This is a genomic window from Leifsonia sp. 22587, assembly GCF_052044215.1.
Lineage (GTDB): Bacteria > Actinomycetota > Actinomycetes > Actinomycetales > Microbacteriaceae > Leifsonia > Leifsonia shinshuensis_C.
The window spans coordinates 1494273-1515684 of record NZ_JBQENB010000001.1 but is presented as its reverse complement, the minus strand read 5'-3'; the positions used below and the strand labels follow the sequence as shown (position 1 = coordinate 1515684).

At 68.4% G+C, this 21412-nt stretch carries 30 protein-coding genes; 17 read left to right on the top strand and 13 right to left on the bottom strand.

The window, feature by feature from the left end:
* Nucleotides 1–93 precede the first annotated feature (93 nt).
* The gene (locus ACTJI1_RS07345; RefSeq protein WP_440742087.1) at nt 94–423 is read left to right on the top strand and encodes a YciI family protein; all 330 of its coding nucleotides are present in this window, start codon (nt 94–96) and stop codon (nt 421–423) included.
* Complete coding sequence (locus tag ACTJI1_RS07340) at nt 420–1631, top strand: RNA polymerase sigma factor (RefSeq protein ID WP_440742086.1); 1212 nt, start codon at nt 420–422, stop codon at nt 1629–1631. The genes ACTJI1_RS07345 and ACTJI1_RS07340 overlap by 4 nt, the downstream gene beginning before the upstream one ends.
* Before the next feature lie 6 nt (nt 1632–1637).
* Here the strand turns inward: ACTJI1_RS07340 and ACTJI1_RS07335 are convergent, their stop codons facing one another.
* Both ACTJI1_RS07335 and ACTJI1_RS07330 read right to left on the bottom strand, forming a co-directional pair.
* Entirely contained in the window at nt 1638–2006 is a 369-nt protein-coding gene (locus tag ACTJI1_RS07335; RefSeq protein WP_440742085.1) for an META domain-containing protein, read from the bottom strand.
* 43 nt (nt 2007–2049) lie between these two features.
* The gene (locus tag ACTJI1_RS07330) at nt 2050–2478 is read right to left on the bottom strand and encodes a nucleotidyltransferase domain-containing protein (protein ID WP_440742084.1); all 429 of its coding nucleotides are present in this window, start codon (nt 2476–2478) and stop codon (nt 2050–2052) included.
* Nucleotides 2479–2703: 225 nt separating this feature from the next.
* Here ACTJI1_RS07330 and ACTJI1_RS07325 point away from each other — a divergent pair, with 225 nt between their 5' ends.
* The 3 genes from ACTJI1_RS07325 (at nt 2704) to ACTJI1_RS07315 (ending at nt 4177) form a co-directional block, all read left to right on the top strand.
* Nucleotides 2704–3051, top strand: coding sequence for a VOC family protein (locus ACTJI1_RS07325; protein ID WP_440742083.1), 348 nt, complete (start codon nt 2704–2706; stop codon nt 3049–3051).
* Nucleotides 3048–3524, top strand: coding sequence for a MarR family winged helix-turn-helix transcriptional regulator (locus ACTJI1_RS07320; RefSeq protein WP_440742082.1), 477 nt, complete (start codon nt 3048–3050; stop codon nt 3522–3524). The genes ACTJI1_RS07325 and ACTJI1_RS07320 overlap by 4 nt, the downstream gene beginning before the upstream one ends.
* Before the next feature lie 209 nt (nt 3525–3733).
* Entirely contained in the window at nt 3734–4177 is a 444-nt protein-coding gene (locus ACTJI1_RS07315) for a VOC family protein (protein ID WP_440742081.1), read from the top strand.
* 14 nt (nt 4178–4191) lie between these two features.
* Here ACTJI1_RS07315 and ACTJI1_RS07310 read toward each other — a convergent pair whose 3' ends face one another.
* The 4 genes from ACTJI1_RS07310 to ACTJI1_RS07295 all read right to left on the bottom strand — a co-directional run bounded on the left by ACTJI1_RS07310 (nt 4192) and on the right by ACTJI1_RS07295 (nt 7504).
* Nucleotides 4192–5043 carry a G1 family glutamic endopeptidase gene (locus tag ACTJI1_RS07310; protein WP_440742080.1) on the bottom strand — a complete coding sequence of 284 codons (852 nt, stop codon included), beginning with the start codon at nt 5041–5043 and terminating at the stop codon, nt 4192–4194.
* A 72-nt stretch (nt 5044–5115) separates the two neighbouring features.
* Nucleotides 5116–5784, bottom strand: a complete 669-nt coding sequence (locus ACTJI1_RS07305; RefSeq protein ID WP_440742079.1) for a GAP family protein — start codon at nt 5782–5784, stop codon at nt 5116–5118.
* Between the two features lie 125 nt (nt 5785–5909).
* The gene (locus ACTJI1_RS07300) at nt 5910–6560 is read right to left on the bottom strand and encodes a GNAT family N-acetyltransferase (protein WP_440742078.1); all 651 of its coding nucleotides are present in this window, start codon (nt 6558–6560) and stop codon (nt 5910–5912) included.
* A gap of 44 nt (nt 6561–6604) precedes the next feature.
* Nucleotides 6605–7504: an arginase family protein gene (locus tag ACTJI1_RS07295; protein WP_440742077.1), complete on the bottom strand. Its 900-nt coding sequence runs from the start codon at nt 7502–7504 to the stop codon at nt 6605–6607.
* Between the two features lie 64 nt (nt 7505–7568).
* Between ACTJI1_RS07295 and ACTJI1_RS07290 the strand changes: the two genes are divergently transcribed.
* Together ACTJI1_RS07290 and ACTJI1_RS07285 are read left to right on the top strand one after the other, a co-directional pair.
* On the top strand, nt 7569–8060 hold the full coding sequence (locus ACTJI1_RS07290) for an AAA family ATPase (protein ID WP_440742076.1): 492 nt from the start codon (nt 7569–7571) through the stop codon (nt 8058–8060).
* Nucleotides 8061–8111: 51 nt separating this feature from the next.
* Nucleotides 8112–8726 (top strand): MBL fold metallo-hydrolase, encoded by a 615-nt coding sequence (locus ACTJI1_RS07285; protein ID WP_440742075.1) that lies wholly within the window; start codon nt 8112–8114, stop codon nt 8724–8726.
* Between the two features lie 51 nt (nt 8727–8777).
* On the opposite strand, the gene ACTJI1_RS07280 is transcribed toward ACTJI1_RS07285, so the two are convergent.
* Nucleotides 8778–9701, bottom strand: coding sequence for a S1C family serine protease (locus tag ACTJI1_RS07280; RefSeq protein ID WP_440742074.1), 924 nt, complete (start codon nt 9699–9701; stop codon nt 8778–8780).
* Between the two features lie 128 nt (nt 9702–9829).
* Here ACTJI1_RS07280 and ACTJI1_RS07275 point away from each other — a divergent pair, with 128 nt between their 5' ends.
* Together ACTJI1_RS07275 and ACTJI1_RS07270 are read left to right on the top strand one after the other, a co-directional pair.
* Entirely contained in the window at nt 9830–10561 is a 732-nt protein-coding gene (locus tag ACTJI1_RS07275; protein WP_440742073.1) for a flavodoxin family protein, read from the top strand.
* A 133-nt stretch (nt 10562–10694) separates the two neighbouring features.
* Entirely contained in the window at nt 10695–11006 is a 312-nt protein-coding gene (locus tag ACTJI1_RS07270) for a putative quinol monooxygenase (RefSeq protein WP_440742072.1), read from the top strand.
* Between the two features lie 18 nt (nt 11007–11024).
* Here ACTJI1_RS07270 and ACTJI1_RS07265 read toward each other — a convergent pair whose 3' ends face one another.
* Nucleotides 11025–11867 (bottom strand): class I SAM-dependent methyltransferase, encoded by an 843-nt coding sequence (locus ACTJI1_RS07265; RefSeq protein ID WP_440742071.1) that lies wholly within the window; start codon nt 11865–11867, stop codon nt 11025–11027.
* The gene (locus ACTJI1_RS07260) at nt 11864–12466 is read right to left on the bottom strand and encodes a TetR/AcrR family transcriptional regulator (protein WP_310129338.1); all 603 of its coding nucleotides are present in this window, start codon (nt 12464–12466) and stop codon (nt 11864–11866) included. Before ACTJI1_RS07260 ends, ACTJI1_RS07265 begins: the two co-directional genes overlap by 4 nt.
* A 117-nt stretch (nt 12467–12583) precedes the next feature.
* Here ACTJI1_RS07260 and ACTJI1_RS07255 point away from each other — a divergent pair, with 117 nt between their 5' ends.
* The 5 genes from ACTJI1_RS07255 to ACTJI1_RS07235 all read left to right on the top strand — a co-directional run bounded on the left by ACTJI1_RS07255 (nt 12584) and on the right by ACTJI1_RS07235 (nt 15877).
* The gene (locus ACTJI1_RS07255) at nt 12584–12853 is read left to right on the top strand and encodes a hypothetical protein (RefSeq protein ID WP_310129340.1); all 270 of its coding nucleotides are present in this window, start codon (nt 12584–12586) and stop codon (nt 12851–12853) included.
* 91 nt (nt 12854–12944) lie between these two features.
* Nucleotides 12945–13670: an alpha/beta fold hydrolase gene (locus ACTJI1_RS07250; RefSeq protein ID WP_440742070.1), complete on the top strand. Its 726-nt coding sequence runs from the start codon at nt 12945–12947 to the stop codon at nt 13668–13670.
* Nucleotides 13671–13731: 61 nt separating this feature from the next.
* A complete protein-coding gene (locus tag ACTJI1_RS07245) occupies nt 13732–14073 on the top strand; it encodes a hypothetical protein (RefSeq protein WP_310129343.1) in 342 nt (113 codons plus the stop codon).
* Between the two features lie 30 nt (nt 14074–14103).
* On the top strand, nt 14104–15153 hold the full coding sequence (glsA, locus tag ACTJI1_RS07240; protein ID WP_440742069.1) for a glutaminase A: 1050 nt from the start codon (nt 14104–14106) through the stop codon (nt 15151–15153).
* Between the two features lie 190 nt (nt 15154–15343).
* Nucleotides 15344–15877, top strand: coding sequence for an AAA family ATPase (locus ACTJI1_RS07235; RefSeq protein WP_440742068.1), 534 nt, complete (start codon nt 15344–15346; stop codon nt 15875–15877).
* A 42-nt stretch (nt 15878–15919) separates the two neighbouring features.
* Here ACTJI1_RS07235 and ACTJI1_RS07230 read toward each other — a convergent pair whose 3' ends face one another.
* Entirely contained in the window at nt 15920–16444 is a 525-nt protein-coding gene (locus ACTJI1_RS07230; RefSeq protein WP_440742067.1) for a hypothetical protein, read from the bottom strand.
* 617 nt (nt 16445–17061) lie between these two features.
* On the bottom strand, nt 17062–17442 hold the full coding sequence (locus tag ACTJI1_RS07225) for a carboxymuconolactone decarboxylase family protein (protein ID WP_440742066.1): 381 nt from the start codon (nt 17440–17442) through the stop codon (nt 17062–17064).
* Nucleotides 17443–17837: 395 nt separating this feature from the next.
* Here ACTJI1_RS07225 and ACTJI1_RS07220 point away from each other — a divergent pair, with 395 nt between their 5' ends.
* Entirely contained in the window at nt 17838–18662 is an 825-nt protein-coding gene (locus tag ACTJI1_RS07220) for a LysM peptidoglycan-binding domain-containing protein (protein ID WP_440742065.1), read from the top strand.
* Between the two features lie 43 nt (nt 18663–18705).
* Here ACTJI1_RS07220 and ACTJI1_RS07215 read toward each other — a convergent pair whose 3' ends face one another.
* Entirely contained in the window at nt 18706–19254 is a 549-nt protein-coding gene (locus ACTJI1_RS07215; RefSeq protein ID WP_440742064.1) for an adenylyl-sulfate kinase, read from the bottom strand.
* A 104-nt stretch (nt 19255–19358) separates the two neighbouring features.
* Here ACTJI1_RS07215 and ACTJI1_RS07210 point away from each other — a divergent pair, with 104 nt between their 5' ends.
* Together ACTJI1_RS07210 and ACTJI1_RS07205 are read left to right on the top strand one after the other, a co-directional pair.
* The gene (locus ACTJI1_RS07210; RefSeq protein WP_440742063.1) at nt 19359–19943 is read left to right on the top strand and encodes a 2'-5' RNA ligase family protein; all 585 of its coding nucleotides are present in this window, start codon (nt 19359–19361) and stop codon (nt 19941–19943) included.
* 61 nt (nt 19944–20004) lie between these two features.
* Entirely contained in the window at nt 20005–20508 is a 504-nt protein-coding gene (locus ACTJI1_RS07205) for an NUDIX domain-containing protein (protein WP_440742062.1), read from the top strand.
* A gap of 94 nt (nt 20509–20602) precedes the next feature.
* Here the strand turns inward: ACTJI1_RS07205 and ACTJI1_RS07200 are convergent, their stop codons facing one another.
* Nucleotides 20603–21361: an SRPBCC domain-containing protein gene (locus ACTJI1_RS07200; RefSeq protein WP_440742061.1), complete on the bottom strand. Its 759-nt coding sequence runs from the start codon at nt 21359–21361 to the stop codon at nt 20603–20605.
* Nucleotides 21362–21412 lie beyond the last annotated feature (51 nt).

Sequence of the window (21412 nt, the reverse complement as noted above, 5' to 3'; positions counted from 1 at the left end):
GATCCAGTCTGCTGTCGAAATCCCCGGTCGGTGTTCGTAGCAGGGGTGAGGCCGGCACTGCCGGAGGCAACGCGATCCAGGGAGGATGTGACCATGCAGTATCTCGTCAACGTCATCGACAACCGCAGCGAATCGGGGACCGAGGAGGAGGCCGTCGCCATCGACGCCTTCAACGACCGTCTGCGCGCGGGTGGTCATTGGGTGTTCGCCGCGGGGCTCGCCGATCCGGCCGTATCCACCGTCATCGACGGCCGCGGCGAGGAGCCGGTCTTCACCGACGGCCCGTTCGTGGAGACCAAGGAGTGGGCGGCCGGATTCTGGATCATCGAGGCCCCCGACCTCGACGTCGCACTGTCGCTCATGGCCGACGGCTCCAAGGCGTGCAACCGCCGGCTCGAGGTGCGACCCCTGCTGGTCGCGTGACCGACGCGCGTGACGCGCTCACCCGGGCGCACCGCGAGGAGTGGTCCCGGGTGGTCGCGACGCTCGCCAAGCGGTTCGGCAGCCTGGACATCGCCGAGGAGGCGGCCGCGGAGGCGTTCGCAGTCGCCGCCGAGCGCTGGCCGGCCGACGGCATCCCGCCGAGCCCGGGCGCGTGGCTGAGCACCACCGCGACGCGCAAGGCCATCGACCGCCTGCGCCGGGAGGGCATCGGAGAAGCGAGACAGAGGGAGGCGCTGCTCGTGCATGATCCGCACCGTGCGCCGGTCGGCGCGATCGACGACGACCGGCTGCGGCTCATCTTCACCTGCTGCCACCCGGCGCTGTCCGTCGAGGCCCGCGTGGCTCTGACGCTGCGCATGGTCGGCGGTCTTTCGGTGCCGGAGATCGCCCGCGCGTTCCTGGTGCAGGACACCACGATGGGCGCCCGCATCACCCGCGCCAAGGCGAAGATCGCCGCTGCGCGCATCCCGTACCGTGTGCCGGCCCGCGAGGACCTGCCGCGCCGGGTGGATGCGGTGCTCACCGTTCTCTTCCTCATCTTCAACGAGGGGTACCTGGCCTCGAGCGCGGACGCCGGGCCGGTCCGTGCGGAGCTCACCGGCGAGGCCCTGCGGATGGCACGGCTGCTGCACACCCTGCTCCCGGACGACGGCGAGGTCGCCGGGCTGCTGGCGCTGATGCTGCTCATCGAGGCTCGGCGTGCGGCGCGGGTGTCGTCCGCCGGCGAGCTGGTCCCGTTGGCGGAGCAGGACCGTGGCGTCTGGGATGCGCGGCTCATCGCGGAGGGACACGCCCTGGTGCGCGAACGCCTCGCGTCCGGTGTCGCGCCCGGGCGCTACCAGCTCCTCGCGGCGATCAACGCGGTGCACACGGACGGCGAGACGACCGACTGGACCCAGGTCGTCGCCCTCTACGACCAGCTGGTGCGGCTCGACCCGTCGCCGATCGTCCGCCTGAACCGGGCGGTCGCCCTCGGCGAGCGCGACGGCGCCGCGTCGGCCCTCTCCGAGTTCGACGCGCTCGAACCGGAGCTGTCGGGTTACCACGCGTATCACGCGGCGCGGGCGGCCCTGCTGGTGCGCGTGGGACGCCTGGCGGAGGCGCGCGACGCGTACGACGCCGCGATCGCGACAACGGCGAACCTCGCCGAGATCGCCTACCTCGCCGGGCGGCGCGACGACCTCTGAGGGTCGTCACTTCTTGGCCAGCGTTCCGACCTTCTGACCGCCGTTGGCGTACACGACGAGCTCGTCGCCCGACACTTTCGCCGTGTGCGCGCGGCTCAGCCACGGGTTGACGCCCTCGCACGCCTTCAGGGTGGACGCGAACGGCCCGAACGTGAAGGTGTCGCCGCTCACGGTGCCGGTGCCGGAGAGCTCGTTGCAGCCGTCCGACCCGGAGAAACTCCCGTCCGCGGTGATCGTCAGGTGGGGCTGCCCGGTGGCGGTCGAACCCCACGAGCCGGTGAACCCGGAACCCGCCGACGAGCATCCACCCAGGGCGAGCGCGCTGAGCGCGACCAGGACGGTGAGGGTCACGGTGAGCTTGCGCGTGCGAATCATGGGATCACCGTAGAGCGCGGGCGCCGTCGGCAGTAGACAGCCGTCAGCGGGCGCCCACCCCGGTCGCGTCCATCCGGCCGTTCTGGTCGTAGACGACCCGGTACCCATCGCGGAGCACGCGCTCCGTCCCGGCGTCCAGCGGAATCGCGAGCCACTCGCGCGGCGCAAGGTCGATCTCCACCTGGAGCCCCGACGGCAGGCGGTACCGGCGCTCACGGACCGGCCCCCAGCGGGCGTCGCGGAGGTGCACGGCACCGCGGAGGACCGGCGCGAAGCTGTCGCTCCGTGCGAGTCGGTCCGGATCGGACGTGACGATCACCACATCCACATCGCTCGCCATCCGCTCGGCGCCCCGGGCGTACGACCCGACAAGGATGACGGCCTCGACAGCCCTGTCGGTCGCCGCCCAGTCCGCGAACCGTCCGAGCAGGCGCGCCACCTCGCGCCGGCGGCCTTTCAGACGGGCGGTCATGGCGCCATGGTGCCATGCGGCGCGACCGCCATGCCCCCGCACACGATCGTCGGAGATCTGCGATCGTGCGTCGGAGATCCGAGGCGTTCCGCCCGAAATCTCCCGCCACAGAGCGTTGCGTCGGAGATTTGGAACCCTTTCTCCGACGATAGAAGCGGGTCGAATACGACCAGCGGCCCCTAGCGCCGTATTGACAGGCACCTGTCGAAACGTCACGATTGGCGAGTGACCACCACCTCCCTCCACCGCATCGTCTTGTCATCCACATCCCTGCCCGACGCTCTCGCCCTGTACGGGGAAGTGCTCGCGCTACGCGTCGAGCGCACGGCCGACGGATTCGCCTGGTTGCGCAGCGCGGACGGCGTCGAGCTGATGGTCCACGAACGTCCCGCGACCGCATCCGACACCGCTGTGGCCCTCACGTTCGCGGTGCCCGACCTCTCCGGGGTCGTCGAGCGATGGGCCGAGGCCGGGGGAGCGGTGGTCGATCCTCCCGCCGAGCAGCCGTGGGGTGAGCGGATGGCCGTGGTGCGCGACAGCGACGGCCACCTCGTCTGCCTGGTCGAGCAGTGACGGAGCGAGCCGCCGCCGGCGACGCATCCGCCCGCCGGCTGACGGAGCTCGTCGACGAGGTGTTCCGCCTCACCGACGAACTGACCCGCGCGGGCGACGACATCGTTGCCGGGGAGGGACTCACCGCCGCGCGCTGGCTCACCCTCGGCGCCGTCGCCCACGGACCGCTCAGCGTCGCCGCGATCGCACGCCGCCGGGGTCTGCGCCGCCAGTCCGCCGCCGAGAGCGTCGCCGCATTGGAGCGTTCGGGCCTCGTCGTCCGCACCCCCGATCCGGCGGACGCCCGGGCACCGCTGGTCACCCTGACGGCGGAGGGACGAGCGGCGCTCGACCGCATCCGCCCCGCTCGCCTGGCCTGGGCCGAACGCACGGCGGCGCCGTTCGACCCGGCCGAGCTCGCCGCCGCCACGGCGGTGGCGCGCCGGCTCCGCACGAACCTCGCCCAGGCCCGCGAAACGCCCGCCCCCAAGTGACTGCCGGGCATCCGTCACCCGACCGCCCACCGATCGTCGGAGATCTGCGATCGTACGTCGGAGATCCGGGGCGTTCCGCCCGAAATCTCCCTCCACAGAGCGTTGCGTCGGAGATTTGGGACCCTTTCTCCGACGGTAGTGTGGCGGGCATCCCGGTCGCCCGGCCAACGCCCCCGGCCACCGCCCGCACTAACCCCCCGAGGAGTTCGATGCCCATCCGACTCGACAACGTCGGCATCGCCGTCAGCGACATCGAGGCGACCATCGCCTTCTTCACCGACCTCGGCCTCACCCTGGTCGGCCGGGACACCGTGAGCGGCGAGTGGGCGGACACGGCCGTCAGCCTGGACGGCAACCACGCCAAGATCGCGGTGCTGCAGACCCCCGACGGCCACGGCCGCATCGAACTGTTCGAGTACCTGCACCCGGATGCGATCCCGACGACCCCGACGCTCGCCAACGAGATCGGGATGCACCGCGTCGCCTTCTCCGTCGACGACATCGACGAGTCGCTCGCGATCGCGGCCCGGCACGGCTACCTTCCCCTGCGCGGCGTGGCGAACTACCAGGACGTCTACAAGCTCACCTACCTGCGCGGTCCCGACGGCTTCCTGCTGATGCTCGCCCAGGCGCTCGGACCCGCCTCAGACTGACCGGGAACCGCCCGTCATCGCCCTCTCACGACCTTGAACGCGTAGTCCGTGAGCGCGTACGGGGTGGCGAGCACCGTGGTGCCGTCGGTCATCGTGATGGCCTGTCCGGAGAGCAGCGACTGGTGGCCCGCCGAGTTGTAGGCGCTGATCTCGTCGAAGTAGACCGTCCCGAATCTGGCGAGCGTCTGCCCGGGCCGGAGGACCCCATCCCTCGTCACCCCCGCATCCACCGTGACGGCCGGAGGGTAGCCTGTGTCCACGCTCACGCTCATCGTCTGGCCGGTCGTCTCGTTCGTGAAGAAGTACGCCGCAGTGCCCGCCGCGTTGGTGTTCAGGCAGAGGGATGCGCTGATCACGTCGCCGGGGCGCACGCCGAGCCCGATGGTCCCCACGCCCTGCGCCCAGAGTGAGCACGTCACCGTCTGCGCCGCGTTCACCGTCAGCTGCGTGTGCACGTCCAGGAAGCCGAGACCCGCGAAGACGTGGATGCTGTTGATGCCGAACGGGTCGGGGTCGAACCGCAGGTCGGGGATCGTCCAGGTGAGGAAGAGGGACGTGAAGGGACCGGCGCTGCTGGTGAGGGAGTAGCCGCACGAGTCGACCGGGTCCGGTCCGAGCGCGGGACCTGTGCCCGGCAGCGGGGGAGACGGCTCGATCACCAGCGGCGGCAGGTGCTCGAAGTCGCGGTAGTGCGTGGCTTTCCGTTCCCAGAGCGCCGCCAGATCGGGTTCGGATCCGCGGTCCGGCCGGCGGGGCAGTCCGTGCCGGGCCAGCTCCTGCGGTGCCGCGTCGAACGGGTCGAAGCCCGCCGGGGCCGGGTCGTGCAGGTGCACGCGCGCGGCATGCGGTTCGGTGTGGTCGTCCATGTTTGCGCCCGCTCTCTCGATCGGGCACAAGCTACTCCCCAGCGGCCGCCCCCGGGCAGACAGAAGGCTGGGTCAGAACCGGGTGAGGCCGTTCCCGATGATGACCGTGCCGATCACCGTCGCGACGACGATCGCGATGGTGGTGTCGTTTCGGAGCAGCCAGCGCTGGGTCGCGGCCAGTGCCGGACGGGCCTTGTCCGGCCGGATCAGCGCGAACAGCGCGGGCGTGGCCACCGAGCTGGCGCCGATCACGACGTAGACCGCGATGGCGACGACGTCCTGCGACACCGGGAGCTGCGCCGGGCCGATCACGAGGCCGGCCGCGATGGCGAGCAGGACGGACTTCGGCCGGATGTTGAGCCCGAAGCCCAGTCCCAGAGCCGGCAGCGTGCGCATCCGGCCGAGGGCCACCATCCAGCGGGGGAGCGACTCGCGTTCCGCCGCCTGCGGGTGGCGGCGCACCTCGATCACCGCGTAGACGAGCAGGGCGATGCCCACCACGATCTCCAGCACGCCGACGAAAGGCTCCGGGCCGGTGGAGGTGTTCGCCGGGATGGCGTGCAGGAAGATCGCGAACAGCGACGTGATGATGACGAGGCCGACCACGTAGCCGACGACGAAGAGCGTGGGCACCAGCGGCCGAGACGACTCCAGCAGCAGCACCAGCACCGCGAGGATCGGGACGGAACTCAGCGCGACCGCGACAGCCAGCGGCAGAAGCTGTCCGATGACGCTCAGCATGCGACCCTCCTCGCCGCTGAGGCTACGGCAGCCCCGCCCCTCCCGGACAGGCCCCACCTCCACTATCGCTTCCTCACTTGATCCACGTGCGGCCGGCGTGTCGCGGGAGAAACTGAGGAATGGATTCAGGGGAGGCCGATGAAGGAACGGAACGCGTCCAGGCCGGTGACCTCGATCGGATCGCCGCGTACGAAATCGTCCGGCGTCAGGACCAGGCGCTGGTCGACGGCCAGGGCGTCACGACGTGCCACCCGCTTGGTCCCGTTCGTCCGGTAACCGACCTTGCGGCTGACGGCGAGGGATGCGGGGTTGTCGGTGAATGCGCCCGACACGATCTCCTCCGCATCCAGGTGATCGAACACGAACGCGCAGACGGCCTGCCGCATCCGCGTGCCGATGCCCCGTCCCTGGTACTGCAGACCCAGCCAGGACCCGGTCTCGCCCGAGCGCGTGACGAGGTAGTCCTGTGTGGAGAAGGCCTGAGTGCCGACGATCACCCCGTCGTCCTCGACGGCGAACTCGAGCGTCCAGGCGCTGCGCGACCACCTTGCACGCGTACCCCAGTGGTACTGCGCGAATTCCGTCGGCAGTCGGTCGGCGGCCGCGTCCGTCCACGGATAGTAGAACGGCATCCGTTCGGGGTCGTGGACTCCAGCGGCCGCGACCTGGATCAGCCGCGCAAGAACCTCGTCAGTGATCGGGCGCAGGGTCAGCGACCCCGCCCGGATGGTAAGGCCGAACGGAGGGAACGCGCTGGAGAGGTCTGACACGGTCACCGCCCCAGCATTTCAGACCTCGCGCCGGAACGTCCGCACTCGGATCACCGGCGACCGCCGCCGAGCGACGACAGGCCGGGGACCAGGATGTCGACGAGCAGCCGCGCGTAGTCCCCGTGCGGATCGAGATCGGGGTCGAACACCGTCACGGAGGCGCCGATCGCATCCGGGGCGAGGGCCCGCAGAAGGTCCGTGAGCTGGGAGGCGGTGATCCCGCCGTCGTCCGGGCTGTCCACCGCCGGCATGATCGACGGGTCGAGCACATCCACGTCGACCTGCACCCAGTAGTCGGGTCCCGCCGCCCTCCGCAGCTGCTCGCTCACCGCCTCCACCCCGACCTCGGAGAGGGCGGCGGCGGGCAGCACGCACCCGAGCCGTTTGCGCGCTTCGGCAGCGTACTCATCGTCCGCACGGTGCCCGATGTGCGCGGCGCGGCGGGGTTCGACGTAGGGGGAGAGGCCCGCGAGGTCGGACAGTCCGCTCCAGTGCAGGCCGACGGCGGCGGCCAGGTCCTCTCCGGCCACGCTGCCGCACGCGTCGCTGTTGCCCGGGTGACGGAAGTCGGTGTGGCCGTCGATGTGGATGAGTCCCGCGCGCCCGCGCCGAGCGGTCGCCACCCCGGCGCCCAGGAGCACGCTGCAGTCGCCCCCGACGACGAGGGGAGTGCGGCCGTCGTCCCAGACGCGCTCGATCCGTTCGGCGAGCCGCCACGTGTGATCGACCAGGGGGTCCTGATTCCGGACCCTCCCCGGTGCGCGCGTCGCGTCGTCGTCCACGTAGCGGCCGGGCAGCACCACACCGCCGTCGCGCGCACCCGCCGACGAGAGCCGGTCGTACAGCCCGGCCTCGCGCAACGCCTCCGGGGCCTTCGCCGCGCCGGGGACGCCGCCGGGCTGCGGTGGCCGGAGTCCCAGGTTGGTGGGAGCGGAGACGAGCGTGATCATCGCGACCACTCTATGAGGTCTGCGCCACGGCGTCCCCGGCGACCGATCGGCGTAGCTTCGAGGGATGGACGTTCAGGTACGGCCCGAGGTGATCGTCTTGTGCGGCCTCCCGGGATCAGGCAAGACGACGTTCGCGCGCAAGGTGGAGCGGGAGAGGGGCGCGGTCCGTTTCAGCACCGACGAGTGGATGGCTGATCTCGGCTTCGACTACTTCGACCAGGTCCGCGACCGCCTGCAGGCCCGCCTTGACAGATTGTGGAGGCAACTGGTCGAACACCAGGTCAGCGTCATCCTCGAGGACGGAAGCTGGAAGCGTGCGGAACGCGACGAGATCCGCCGCTTCGCGAGCGCACGCCAGGCCAGGGTCGAACTCCACTACTTCGACCTCCCACTGGACGTTCTGCGGAGCCGGCTCGACGCCCGCAACGCGTCCCCGGCGCATGGGGTCGTGCCGATAACACAGGAGGTCCTCGAGGAGAGCGTGCACAGGTTCGAAGCGCCTGAGCCGGCCGAGCTGGTGTTGTTCGACGCGTACACCGTGCACACCGCTGGCTGAGGCGGGCGAGCGCGACCTTCCCTACGGCGCACCGGCCGGTACAGTGACCGCATGACCGCGTCTGTGACCGTCACCCCGATCCGTGTCGCCAGCCTCCTCGTGGGAGAGGATGAACGGCTGCCGGTGTTCGTCCACCTCATCGATCACCCGGACGGCAGCATCCTCGTCGACACCGGGTTGACCGCCCTGCACCCTGCCGTCGCGGACATGGACCCGCAGCTTGAGCCCCTGAACGAGCAGTCGAACGTGGATCTCGGCAGCATCACCGCGGTCGTCAACACGCACCTGCACTTCGACCACTGCGGCGGGAACCACCTCTTCGCGGGCCGCCCGATCTACGTGCAGCGGGCTGAACTCGAGGACGCGCGGACGCTGGACGACTACACGATCCGGGAGTGGGTGGATGCTCCGGGTGTCGACTACGTCCCGGTCGACGGCGAATTGGAGCTGCTGCCCGGCGCCCGGCTCGTCCCGGCACCCGGGCACACCCGGGGATCGCAGATCGTGGTGGTGGATGCGGGGGAGCGGCCCATCGTCATCGCCGGGGACACGGCCGTGTGGGGCGCCCAGCTCGACGAGCCGGAGACCGAGGGCCAGCTCCTCATCCGCTCCCTGGACCCGCAGCAGGTCTGGCTGTCGCACGCCGACGAGCCGTGGACGCCGTAACGACCGCCTCGGCGTCCGGCGTGCGCAAGGACTGAAGGGGCGCCGGCCCGCTCACGCGTCGGCGAGCTCGGTGGGCTCGACGACCGCGTCCACGAGGGCGCCGTTGCGCCACACGGTCAGCTCGAGCCGCCGGCCGATCGTGCTAGCGATCATGAGGCGCTGAAGGTCGGCAACCGAGTGGATGGGCGTCCGGTCGAGGGAGATCAGCACGTCGCCGGGCCGGACGCCCGCGAGGTCCGCGGGACTGTTGGGCACGACCGTCATCACCTGGATGCCGGTCCTCGCGCCGGCTTTCCGCGCGACGGCCTCCTGCAGCGTGATCTCGGCGCCCGCGATGCCGAGCCAGGCGCGACGCACGCGGCCGTCGCGCATGAGCGTCTCCATGATCCGCCTGCTCGTGGCGTTGACGGGCACGGCGAGACCCAGGCCGGTTCCCGCGACGGCGGTGTTCACCCCGATCATGCGGGCGGAGCTGTCGGCGAGCGCGCCGCCGCTGTTCCCGGGGTTGAGGGCGGCATCCGTCTGGATGACCTCGTCGACCACCCGTCCGGCGCGGGTCGGCAACGAGCGGCCCAGCGCCGACACGATCCCGGCCGTGACACTTCCCGCGAGTCCGAACGGATTGCCGACCGCGACGACGAGCTGCCCGACCTGGAGCGCGGCGGCGTCGCCCAGCTCGACCGGGGGAGGCGTCGCTTCGTCGGCTTTCAGGATGGCGAGGTCGGAGAGCGGATCCCGGCCGACCACCTGCGCCCGCACCCGGGTCCCGTCTCCGAACGCCAGGTCGACGCTCGTCGTGCCCTCCACGACGTGCGCGCTGGTCAGGAGATGGCCCTCGGGCGAGACGACCGTCGCGCTTCCGAGGCCCACGCCTCGTGCGGTGCGCGCGGTCACGGCGGCGACCGCCGGGCTGACCGCGGCGGCGACGCGCACGACCACGGAGGAGTAGGCATCCAGGGCTTCGGCATCCGACATGAGACGAGTGTGCGCGTTCAGAGGCGACGCCGGGGGACCGTTCGCCAGCGGCTTACCGATGCGGAGCGGGCGCCGGGCCGGTCACGATCGGCCAGCCCCTCAGCGTGCATCCCGCGTTACCGTGAGCCATGGCATCCACAGATACCGACTTCAGCGATCTGCGCGCGCTCTTCATCAACACCACCCTCACCCGGTCTCCCGAGCGCAGTCACACGCAGTCGCTGGTGGATGCGAGCGCCTCGATCATGGCCGAGCAGGGGGTGCAGGTCGATCAGTTCCGATCGGTCGACCATCCGATCGCCACGGGCGTCCACCCGGACATGCGTGAGCACGGGTGGGAGGTGGACGCGTGGCCGGAGCTCTTCCCGCGGGTGCTCGCTGCGGACATCCTCGTGATCGCGGGCCCGATCTGGCTGGGGGACAACAGCAGCGAGACGAAGAAGGTCATCGAGCGCCTCTATGCGCACTCGGGCGAGCTGAACGAGAAGGGCCAGTGGCTCTACTACGGCCGGACCGGCGGCTGCCTCATCACCGGCAACGAGGACGGCATCAAGCACTGCGCATCCAACGTGCTGTACAGCCTGCAGCACATCGGCTTCGCGGTGCCGCCGCAGGCGGACGCGGGCTGGATCGGCGAGGCCGGCCCCGGCCCGAGCTACGGCGATGACCTGGGCGACGGCCGCCGCGTGGGATTCGACAACGAGTTCACCAACCGGAACACGACCTTCCTCACCTGGAACCTCCTCCACCTGGCCCGTCTCCTGAAGGACGCGGGCGGCTTCCCCGACTACGGCAACCAGCGCCGCGAGTGGGACGCGGGAACGCGGTTCGACTTCCCGAACCCGGAGTACCGGTCGTAGGACGACACGGGCCTCAGCGTCCCGTTTCGTGCGACCGCAGGGAATGGCAGACGCGCCGCCCGAGGGGTAGCGTCCGCCCTGACGCCTTCGGTATTCGGATGACGAGACGTCCCGATCCGCTAGGAGAGATGACATGGACCTGAAGCTCGGCGTACTGGCGCTGCTCGAGGCGAAGCCCGACAAGGCAGGGGAGTTTAGGGACTTTCTGATCGGCGGCAAGACGATCGTCGACCAGGAGCCCGGAACCCGCACCTGGTACGCCTTCCAGATCGACGACACGCACTTCGGCATCTTCGACACGTTCGCCGACGAGGATGCGCGTCAAGCGCACCTCAACGGAGAGATCCCGAAGGCTCTGGGCCAGGTGGGTCCGGACCTGCTGGCGAAGGACCCGGAGTTGAACACCGTCGACCTGCTCGCCGTCAAGCACGAGAGCGGCGACTGACGGAAGTCGCCGACCAGATCAGAAGGTGAACCGCAGGACGCCCAGGTCGCTGCGTTCGGCGAGTCGCGGGAATGCGTTCATGATCCGGATCGCTCTCTGGACGCGCCGGGGCATCCGGTCGACGTAGGGGGAGCGGCTGAGCATCGTCCGCTCCGCCAGTCTCAACCGCGGATGCCAGCTCTCGGGTTCGCGCGGGTCGTCGAAGGCGGTGCCGTTGGCGGTGTCTATGTGGAGGTCACGGATGGCCTTCACGCGCGGCATGAGCGAGCGCGCCAGTGTCGTGTAACCGTTCATGAGCAGTTCTCCGGCGGGCGCACGGTCGACCAGCCGGTGGACGAGCTGACGGGAGGCGTCGGGCGGGAGGAACGGGAAGAAGCCGTCGGCCAGGATCGCGAGCGGGCGATCGGCCGGCAGCGCGGAGATCCAGTCGGACGACGTCGCATCCGCCTCGACTTCGCTGTAGTCGGCGCGCACAGGGGGACGCTCCGGCAGCGTGCGGCGCAGGGCCAGGATGCCGGGGAGGTCGAGATCGAACCACCGCGAGCCGGCAGGGGGCTGCACGCGTTGAGCCCGGTCGTCGAGACCGGAGCCGAGATCGAGCACGACACCGTCGGGGTTCGCGGCCAGGAAAGCACGACATCCATCGTCGATGAGTCGGCCGCGGGCGGCAACGCTGGACGCCTCCTTCCGGGGCAGGCCCAGGTCCTCCCAGTCGACGGCCAACGCACCGACCACGACCTGGGACCACACGTCGCCGAGGATGGGGCTCTCGCTGGCGGCGTCACGCGCACGTCCGAGGATGGGCAGCAGCGCCGAGCGCTCGACCGGCGACAGATCAGGGGGCAGTGGCAGACGATTCACCGGGTCTTCTCCTCCCGCATCAGCGCCGCTGTAACGGCGTCCTTGACGAACTCCGGGCCCTCGCTGAGTACGGCCGTCACCAGCTCCAGGACGAGGGCGAGCTGTCGATCCGGGGACGGCCCTTCTCTGAGCCACCCGCGCTCGGCTCCCTGTCGGAACCATTCCGTGATCTGCTCTGCGGCGGGGTCGTCCGACTCCGGCCGTGCAGCGTGGAACGCGGCCCAACCCGCCGCGCGTTCCCACGCGAGGATTCGGGCAGCATCGGGATGGCCGAGCAAGAAGTCAGCGGTCGCGCGAACGAGCTCGCGGACCATCCCGACGAACTCGACACGATCGCCTGGTGCGGATCGATCCGCGGTGATTGCGGACCTCGTCGCCGCCGCATCCTGCGCCACCTGGGCGAGGACCGCGCGGTACAGGCCCTCCTTATCCCCGAACCGGTGGAAGAGCAGGGCGCGGTTGAGGCCGGACGACGCGCTGATCCGGTCGACGCGTGCCCCTTCGTAACCGTGCGCCGCGAACTCCTCGGTCGCAGCGGCGAGCAGCCGCGCGGTGGAGGCCGCCGCGTCCCGCCGGCGAACCGTCGTCGAAGCATCCACTCGCGTCTCCTCTGCAAGTAACTAACCTGTTACTTATAACACATCCGGCGTCGCTCTCGCGCCCTGAGGGGGGAGTTCACCCCTTCAGCAGATTCGAACATATGTTCTAATGGAATCGTGACCCGCCCGAAGCCGATCCGCTACGACAGAGACACCTGGCTGGTGATGCGAGACGACGTCGTGGTGCCGAAGGCTGTGATCCGGCGCTACACGGACAAGGGCGGTCACGATCAGTACCTGCTGATCCGATGGGACTTGGATCCGTCGAAGAGGCGGCTCATGGCGGTGTGCCCGTCGCTCGAACGCGCCGACGACCTCGTGAGGTACGACAACAACGTCTCGCACGGCTACTGGGACGGCCCGCCCAACCCGCACCCGAGCGGATGAGCCGCGGGGACCGTTCAGCAGGAGTTCGCTTGCCGCCCACGATTGGCCGGCCCTATCCTGCCGACCAAACGGAGAGCGATAGGAGAATGTCATGCCGTCCCCAACGATTGTCCTCGTCCACGGAGCGTTCGCTGACGCCGCCAGCTGGGCGCCCGTCACCCGCCTTCTGCTCGATCGGGGCCACACCGTCCTCGCGCCGCCCCTGTACATGCGGAGCCTCGCTGCCGACGCCACATCCCTGCGGGCCCTCGTCGAGCACATCGACGGGCCGGTCCTGCTCGCCGGTCACTCTTACGGCGGCGCGGTCATCACGATCGCGGGCGAGGCGGCCAACGTCGTCGGGCTCGTCTACGTCTCGGGCTACGCCCTGGACGCCGGAGAGACCATCTCGAAGCTGCAGGGGGGATTCCCCGACTCGGAACTCATCGCGAACCTCGTCTTCACGCCATTCCCCATCCCTGGTCAGGAGGACGGCTCCGACGTCTCCGTGAAGATCGACGCGTTCCCGCGCATCTTCGCCGCGGGCCTCGACCCGCGCGTCAGCGAGGTCCTCGCCGTCTCCCAGCGACCGCTGGCCGCGTCCGTGTTCGACGAGGAGGCTCCCGCGGCCGCATGGAAGACCAAGCCGGCGTGGGGGATCGTCTCGGCCGACGACCACACGATCAACCCGGACGTCGAACGCTTCGGCTACCAGCGCGCCGGCATCGCGGACGTCACCGAGCTGAAGGCCCCGCACCTGGTGATGCAGACCAACCCGCAAGACGTCGCGGACGTCATCGAACGCGCCGTGGCCGGCAGCGGCGGCGCGTCGAGTTGACCCACGCAAGAGCGGAATTGAGTGTGGTCGCCGGCCACTGACGCGCGTACGGTCTGGTGCCATGACAACGCTCATCGAAAGACTGGCTGACTCCGTGCCCACCTGGGGTGCCCGGCTCGCGTACGGCGAGAAGACAACGCTCGACGGCCACGACATCCTCCCGGTCGCGATCGTCGCTTTCGGTTTCGGGGGCGGCGAGGGCTCCGGCGAGGATGCGGACGGCGCCGAGCGAGGCGAGGGGAGCGGCGGAGGTGGAGGCGGCTACACGATACCGATCGGCGCCTACATCGGAGGACCCCACGGGCCGACCTTCCGCCCGAACCCGGTCGCCGTGATCATCGCTGCCGCTCCGCTGGTCTCAGCGGCCGGGTTGGCGCTGGCGCGGCTGATGCGGTCCAACTGAACCGCGATCCGCATCAAGACGGAGGACCCGATGGCCTACCTTGAACGACAGACTCCGCTGCCCGATTTCTCGACCGACGCCGTCCATTCGGACGAAGTGCCCGCGCAGGAGAATGTGGTCTCCACGGGCACCCTTCCGGACGTCGAACGAGTCCACGCGCTCATCGAAACCGCCCACGAACGCTACCGCGGCTTGGATGACGGGAAGGTCGCCGACTACATCCCGTCGCTCGGTGAAGCTGATCCGGCCCTCTTCGGCATCAGCGTGTGCGGTGTCGGGGGCCAGACGACGAGTGTCGGTGACTCCAGCCACCCCTTCTCGATCCAGTCGATCTCCAAGGTGTTCGTGTTCGCCCTGGTGTGTCATGAACTGGGGCACTCGGAGGTGTCACGCCGCGTCGGCGTCAACAACACCGGCCTCCCGTTCAACTCGGTCATGGCTCTCGAGCTGAGCGAGGGCGACCCCAGGAATCCACTCGTGAACGCGGGCGCGATCACGACGACGAGCCTGGCGCCCGGCTCGACGGCGGCAGAGAAGTGGGACTTCGTCCAACGGGGACTTTCCCGCTTCGCCGGGCGGCGGCTCGAGATCGACGATGAGGTCTACGCATCGGAGTCGGCCACCAACCAGCGCAATATGGCGATCGCCCGGCTCCTCCAAAGTTATGGGCGGATGCAATTCGACCCGATTCAGGCGACCGACGTCTACACGAGACAGTGCTCACTCCTGGTGACCGCCGAGGACCTGGCGGTCATGGCCGCCACTCTTGCAAATGGAGGCGTCAATCCGATCACCCGGGAGAAGGTCATCGATGCATCCGTCTGCCGTGACACACTCGCCGTGATGGCGACGAGCGGACTCTACGAGTTCTCGGGGGACTGGCTGTTCGAAGTGGGCATTCCAGCGAAGAGCGGTGTCTCGGGCGGTATCGTCACGGTCGCACCGGGCAAGGGTGGCCTCGGAACCTTCTCACCGCGCCTCGACCCCGCCGGCAACAGCGTGCGGGGGCAGCGGGCGGCGCGGTTCCTCTCTCACTCGCTCGGGCTCGATATCTTCGCTTCGGCTCCGGGTGGGACTTGATCCGCTTGATCGCGAACGGCTGGTCAAACGCAATCGCAAGTCCGGTCATGGCCGTATCGGGGGAGGGGCGACCTGCAGGAAATGGGAAGCCGACCTGGCGACCGTTTGAGTGCGTCCCCGACCGCCCGCATGACCATTGGCTACAGGACGCCCCAGAATGGGCCCCCAGCGCGACGGTATGGTTTCGCATATGTCTCAACCCATTCACGACGCAGTGTGGATCAACGGGAGCGTCGGCGCGGGCAAAACCACCACGGCTGACAAGCTGGGCGAGGAGCTAGAGAAGCGCGGCGTTCCAGGTGCGGTTATCGACGTCGACTGGCTCCGTCGTGCCTGGCCGTCTCAACAACAAGACCCGTTCCAGTTCGACCTTGCCGTGGCAAACATCCGCGCCGTCGCCGCGCAATTTCATGCACGCGGCGCGAAGGTGATCGTGGCTGCCGGCGTGGTTGAGACGACTGAGCAGTTCAACCGTTGCGTGAGTGCTCTCGGCTCGAAGCGCCCGCTAATGGTGCGGCTGGTTCTGGATGCTGATGTGGCCCTCGCCCGTCTGCAGTTTCGGCACGGCGAGAACACAAACGAATTCGAGTGGCATGAAAGGCGGCATCCCGAACTAGCCGCGATTCTCGAACACGTCCAGTTCGCGGACGAATTGGTTCTCGACAACACCAGCCTTGCCCCCGCGGATCTCGCCGTTCTGATCGCGGACCGACTCACCAACTGATTGCGTGGGACTGCGCGTGCCGCCGGAGATAAGGCAGAGCATCTAGCCGGCGGCCTCGACGCCAGCCGCAGTCAGAACTTCGCGGAAGGTCCAGCGCTCCCGTTTGCTGTTCTTTCTCCACGTCCCCAGCACGCGCGCGCGAGCTGGGCCGACCACCCGGAGCTCGTCCAGCGCGTCCTGGATGCTTTCGCGTTGAAGATCGTTGAACCGAACGTCTAGCTTCGCGCGAGTGCTGGCCCGCGGTTGTTCCCCTAAGCGCAAGAGCACCACCTCGATGTCCTCGGACCGCGACATTGCTCTCAGGCGCGCCTCGAGCTGAGCTAGATCCGCCGTGTCAAAGGTGTTGGTCCAGAGAACTGCGGCAACAACGCCGAGGCCGTCGTCGTGAAGGAGGCGTAACGAAATGGCCTGGGGCAGATCGCCGGCCAGCGCTAGCTCCAGCCGCTGGTCGGAAGCACCGCCCTCAACAATGGCAAGCATCTCGTCGGGCGACAATTGGTTGCGGTCGGCCGTGACGTGTTGAAGGTCTCCACTGATTGACCGAATGACGTCGTCGTCTTTCACCATGTGCACCAGTCCTTGCTGCAGGCGGCTGTCGCGGATCGGAGGCTCGCGTGGTATCGCTGGTCGCCCAATTGGGCGTGGTACCACCAGAGAGTCATGTTATTCCGTGCCAGCGACTGATCGAGATCGGTGTAGAAGGTTGTGCCGCCCACACGTTGCATAACTCGTCCTCGCCCAGGTTCCCGTTCTCATATTGATTGCGGAACACGCGCGCATCGAACTTCAGGCCCTGGATGAGGTTCTCTTTCTGGATGGGGTGAACTGCTGTGATTTGAATTCGGGATCGGCCCAAGTTGGGGTCAGCCGCCCGGACCGGTCACTCATCAACCCACCTCATCGAATGCAAACATTGCAGACGGGATGCAATTCCTGCAACAGGATGACACAGAATCGCTGATCAGTACCCGTTCTCTATACCCGCTAATTTCCCCTTCAAGTCGCAGTCCAGAGATGTCGCCTGCTCACCAAACACCTGGTCCTGAGCGAATCGACGTCGCTTGCTTGAGGTTATCCGGGGAGGGTGTTCCTGCAGAACTCGCAAGTACACCCGCCTTAACCTGACATAATGTGCATTATCAGCGATACGATTCACGCGGGTTGCACGAGATCCGCCTGCTCGCTCAGGCCTGCTCTGCGAAGACCTCAGCCGCGATGCCGTAGCCCTCGAAGGCACGGGCGACGCCGGCGTAGGCGGCGATCTGGATGAAGACCTCCACGATCTCCTCCTTGGTCGCTCCGCTGTTGAGCGCGATCCGCAGCTGCCCGCGCAGCGGTTCGAGGACGCCGAGGGACGCCGCGATGGTCACCGACACGAGCGCGCGGGTGCGCGTGTCGAGGTGGTCGGTGCGCGGCCAGGCGTCTCCGAACGCCTGGATGGTGGCGATCCGTTTGAAGTCCTCAGCGTTCTCCGGCTCGGACGGGCCGGTCTCGAGGAAGCGCTCGAGCCGGAAGCCGAGGAGCTTCTCGGCTTCGTTGAGCGCGGTCGCGTAATCGCGATCCATTGACTCTGACATTGTTATCTCCTTGCGTTCGGGGTTTGGGATGTTGCGGTCGCGACGACTCATCCGCCGCGAGAACAAGAGCGCGACCGAAGCCTCGCGCAGACCCCGTGGCGAGCCGCACCCGACTCATGAGTTAATGAAACACCATTGCGCTAAGTAATGCAACTGCGTTGCACTAAGTTTACTGCCTGCCTAGACCGTTAAACCGACTCGCCTCGGAGGTGGAGGCCGCAGGGTTCGAAATCGTTGAGACGTCTGAGCGGGTAGAGGCGGGCGCTCGCCCGCAAGGAGCGATCCTCGCCCGGCGGCTGCCGGATCGGAAGCAATAGTTCCCGCCTGACGTGCGGAACGCGTGCCGGTGGAGTGCCCCGGCCACCGCTCACTAGTATCGACACATGATCCACGGGGGGATGAAGGCGGCCATGGTCGCGGTCGGCGCTGCGACGGTGCTCGCACTGGTCTCAGGATGCACGCTGCTGAACACTCCAGCGCACCCGACGACGACATCGACGGCGAGTCCCGACCCGGATCCGGTGCCGATCGCGCAGCAGCTCCCGAACCTGCTTGTGGCCGGCCAGACCATCGGCACCGGTCAGCTCAGAGTGATCGAGCACGAGCCGATCCCGGGCACGGTCACCGACCATCCCCTGACCGGCGCGGTGCGCATCGTGGTCGGTCAGGATCGCGGCCTGGAGGTGCACATCACGCCGGACGACCCCTCGGCGGTGAACCTCGGAGACATCATGCTGACCATGACCGGGAAGCGGCACGACGGCAAACCCGAGAACATCCAGGACGAGAACTACTACGGCCTCGTGGCCGGCCCGTCGAGCACCGCCGGCGACCTCGTCATGAGGCTGCCGCTCGACTCCCCCGCCGCCGGCGACCCGACCTTTCTGCACTCGCTGGAGGAGTCACCGCCCGGCGACGCGCGGGTGTTCGCCGTCGCGACCATCGACTGGACGCTGCCCCCGGCGTACCCGGGCCTCGCGGCGGCGGACCACGGCTCAGTGGCGAACGCCCGCGGCCGGACCGTCCTCGACGGCGGAACCCTCGCCTACTACGTGCCCGGCCAGGGCGACACGATCTACCAGGTGTCGCGCCGCTTCGGCCTCACAGAGGCACAGCTGGTGTGGCTCAACCCGGAGCTGCTGATCGGTTCGCCGCAGCCCTATCTGAAGTACGGGATCGGCGTCAACCTGGATCCCGGTCGGCGCTGAGCCCTTCGGCTCGCACGCAGAAGGGTCGTGTCGGGCATCGGCGTCAGACGGAGCGATCTTGCGCACGAGACCACCCGGTCAAGCCAACGATCTCGCGGGCGATCTGGTTGACCGTCCGTCCATCGGTGTCCACGCGATGGATGGCGGGTTCGGCCTCTGCAGCAAGCTTTCGTGCAGCAGCAGCGCTGCGCTGCACGTGTTCCTCGAAAGCAGAACCGATTTCGCGCAGTGCGAGTCGGGATCGCGTCGCCTCGTCGCTCGCAATCAGCAGCACGCCCACGCTCCGGACCGTGCCTCCGAGTGCGGCGATCAGCGGCTCAATTTGCAGGATGCTGACAGTGTTCGTGTAGATGAGCCGCCGGTACCCCGCGTTGCGGTAGTTCTTCCACATCGCCGCCAGGTTCTGCTCGGCCAGGTCGACGCCTCCGCGCCAGGGCTCCGGGTATGCCTGATCGAGGTTGTCGCCCTCGATCAGTGCGTGCTGGACCTTTGCGGACGCAAGCAGGTGAGACGCCTCGGCCGCGACGGTCGATTTCCCCACGCCAGCCCGGCCGCCGATGAAAAGCACTTCGGTGGGCGCGTCAGCATTCACACCTCAAGCGTGGCACACGCCTCGTAACACTGCACATCCGGGCATGGCGGCCCGATACGGTCGATTGACTGAGCGGATGGAGGGCCCCGTTGGCGCGTGCATTCATGACTGATCCGGGATTACTGGCTTCTCTTGAGGGCCAGCAATACCTCGTGCTGAGGCCAACCGGTCCCGTGGGTGAGTTTTACCGGGCCGAGCAAACGTCGTTGAAGTCGCGGCTGCCGGAGGCGGTTGCTCATCCACACACAGGACACGTGACCCTGCGCGGGTTCTCTGAGCCGACGCGCGTCCACGAGCTGAAGGACACGATTACGGCATGGGCAAGACAGCAAGCGCCGATCGAGGTCCGCGTCGAGGCTGTCGATGGATTTCCGACGCCGTTCCAGATCCTGATCGCGCGGCTCCACCGAACCGCGTCACTGGTCGACGCGTACGGGAGCCTCACTTCGGTGTTGAACGCCACTGACCTCCAGCGCATTGGTGAGCTCCCACTCGACCAGTGGACTTTCCATATGTCACTCGCATACTGCAACGCCTTGAGCAGTGACGACTGGCAGGAGACATACGCGAATAACTCGCGAGAGGTCGTCGAGCGTCCGAGCGAGCTGCTCACCGTGGCGGAATTCGTCTGGTACCAGAACGGCTCCGAGCACACCGAAAGGATCGCTCTGGGGATCGCGGCCGACTGACCTCCACCGCACGACGTAAGCCCTCCAGACGCACGCCCCGCGGAACCAGGATGATGGCGGTATGCCCGTAGATCGTTCCCGCATCCGCGTCAAGGCGATGCTCATCGCGCTGAGCGCCGACGGCTCACGCCATCTCGTCAGCAGCAATCCGCCCACGAGCGAGAATCCGCTCGGATACCACCGGCTCGTCGGCGGTGGGGTCGAACTCGGCGAGACGCACCGTGCGGCGATCGTCCGCGAGGTGGACGAAGAACTCGGCGCCGCGATCCTCGGTCTGACGTATCTGGGCATGATCGAGAACATCTTCCGCTTCAACGGTGAACTCGGCCACGAGATCGTCGCCTTGTACGCGGGCATCCTGGATCCTGAACCGGCAGCCGAAGGCGGAAGTCTCACGGAGTCGGACGGCTCAGTGGCCCCGGTCGTATGGCGACCGGTCGACGACGCAGACCTGGATGTGCCGCTCTATCCGCGCGAGGCGAACGAATGGATTCGTGACGCCGTCGCACGGTCGGGCGATCTCCTTCGCCTCACCAGCTCATCGCCCTGCCAGTGCAGAAGGTAGAGGTCGAGTTGGTCGGTGCCCAGCCCGCTCAGACTCGCGCGGGATGACTCCCCTATCCGTCGGCGCCTCGACCCCGGCCGGTAGCACCTTGCGTTCATTGCAGGAGCGCGCCGAGCCGGTCGAGCTGCTGACTCCAGCCGGGCTCCAGCCCTGCCAGCATCGGCGCCGCGGCGGCGTCGGCACCCTCCGCCGCTATGCGCACGCGTAGGGCGACGCTCTCGTCCGAGGGCTCGAGCGCGGCTTCCACGACGACCTCGAAGAACGGCCGCCCGGTGGCGTCGAGCGGCGACAGGTCGAAGACGATCCGGCGCCCCGGCTCGACAAGCCGGACGACTCCGGCCGACGTGTACTCCGTTCCGTCGCCCTCCCGCAGCACAAGTTCGACCGCCGCGCCGACCTCGGCCGCGACGGAGCAGCGGACGACGTCGAAGTGCCGTGGAGCCCACCAACGCGCTGCCTGCGCGGGATCCGTCCAGGCTCGCCACACCGCCTCGGGCGATGTCAGGAAAGTGCGCTCGAGCAGGATGTCGACTGCCGTCCCGGCGGAGCGCACGGCGTCCGCATACTGCCGCAGAGCTTCGTCGTCCGTCGTGGAGGAAGCCAGGCCGCCCAGCCAGTCGGCCAGTTCAAGTACGGCGTCGCGGTCGATGCGCGCCAGGCGGCGGCGGCCGATCGGCTCCACCGTGATGACACCCACCGCTTCGAGCAGCTGCAGGTGCTTGGTGGTCTGCGGCTGCAGTGCGCCGATCTCGGCGGCCACCTCCCCCACCGTGCGCGGGCCCGAGGCGAGCAGGGTCAGGATGCGGAACCTGGTCGGCTCCCCCATCGCCGCGAGCGCCTGCTGAACGTCCATCTCGACTCCCTCTTGACACATTCGTCGTAACGAATATATCGTCTGGCTTGC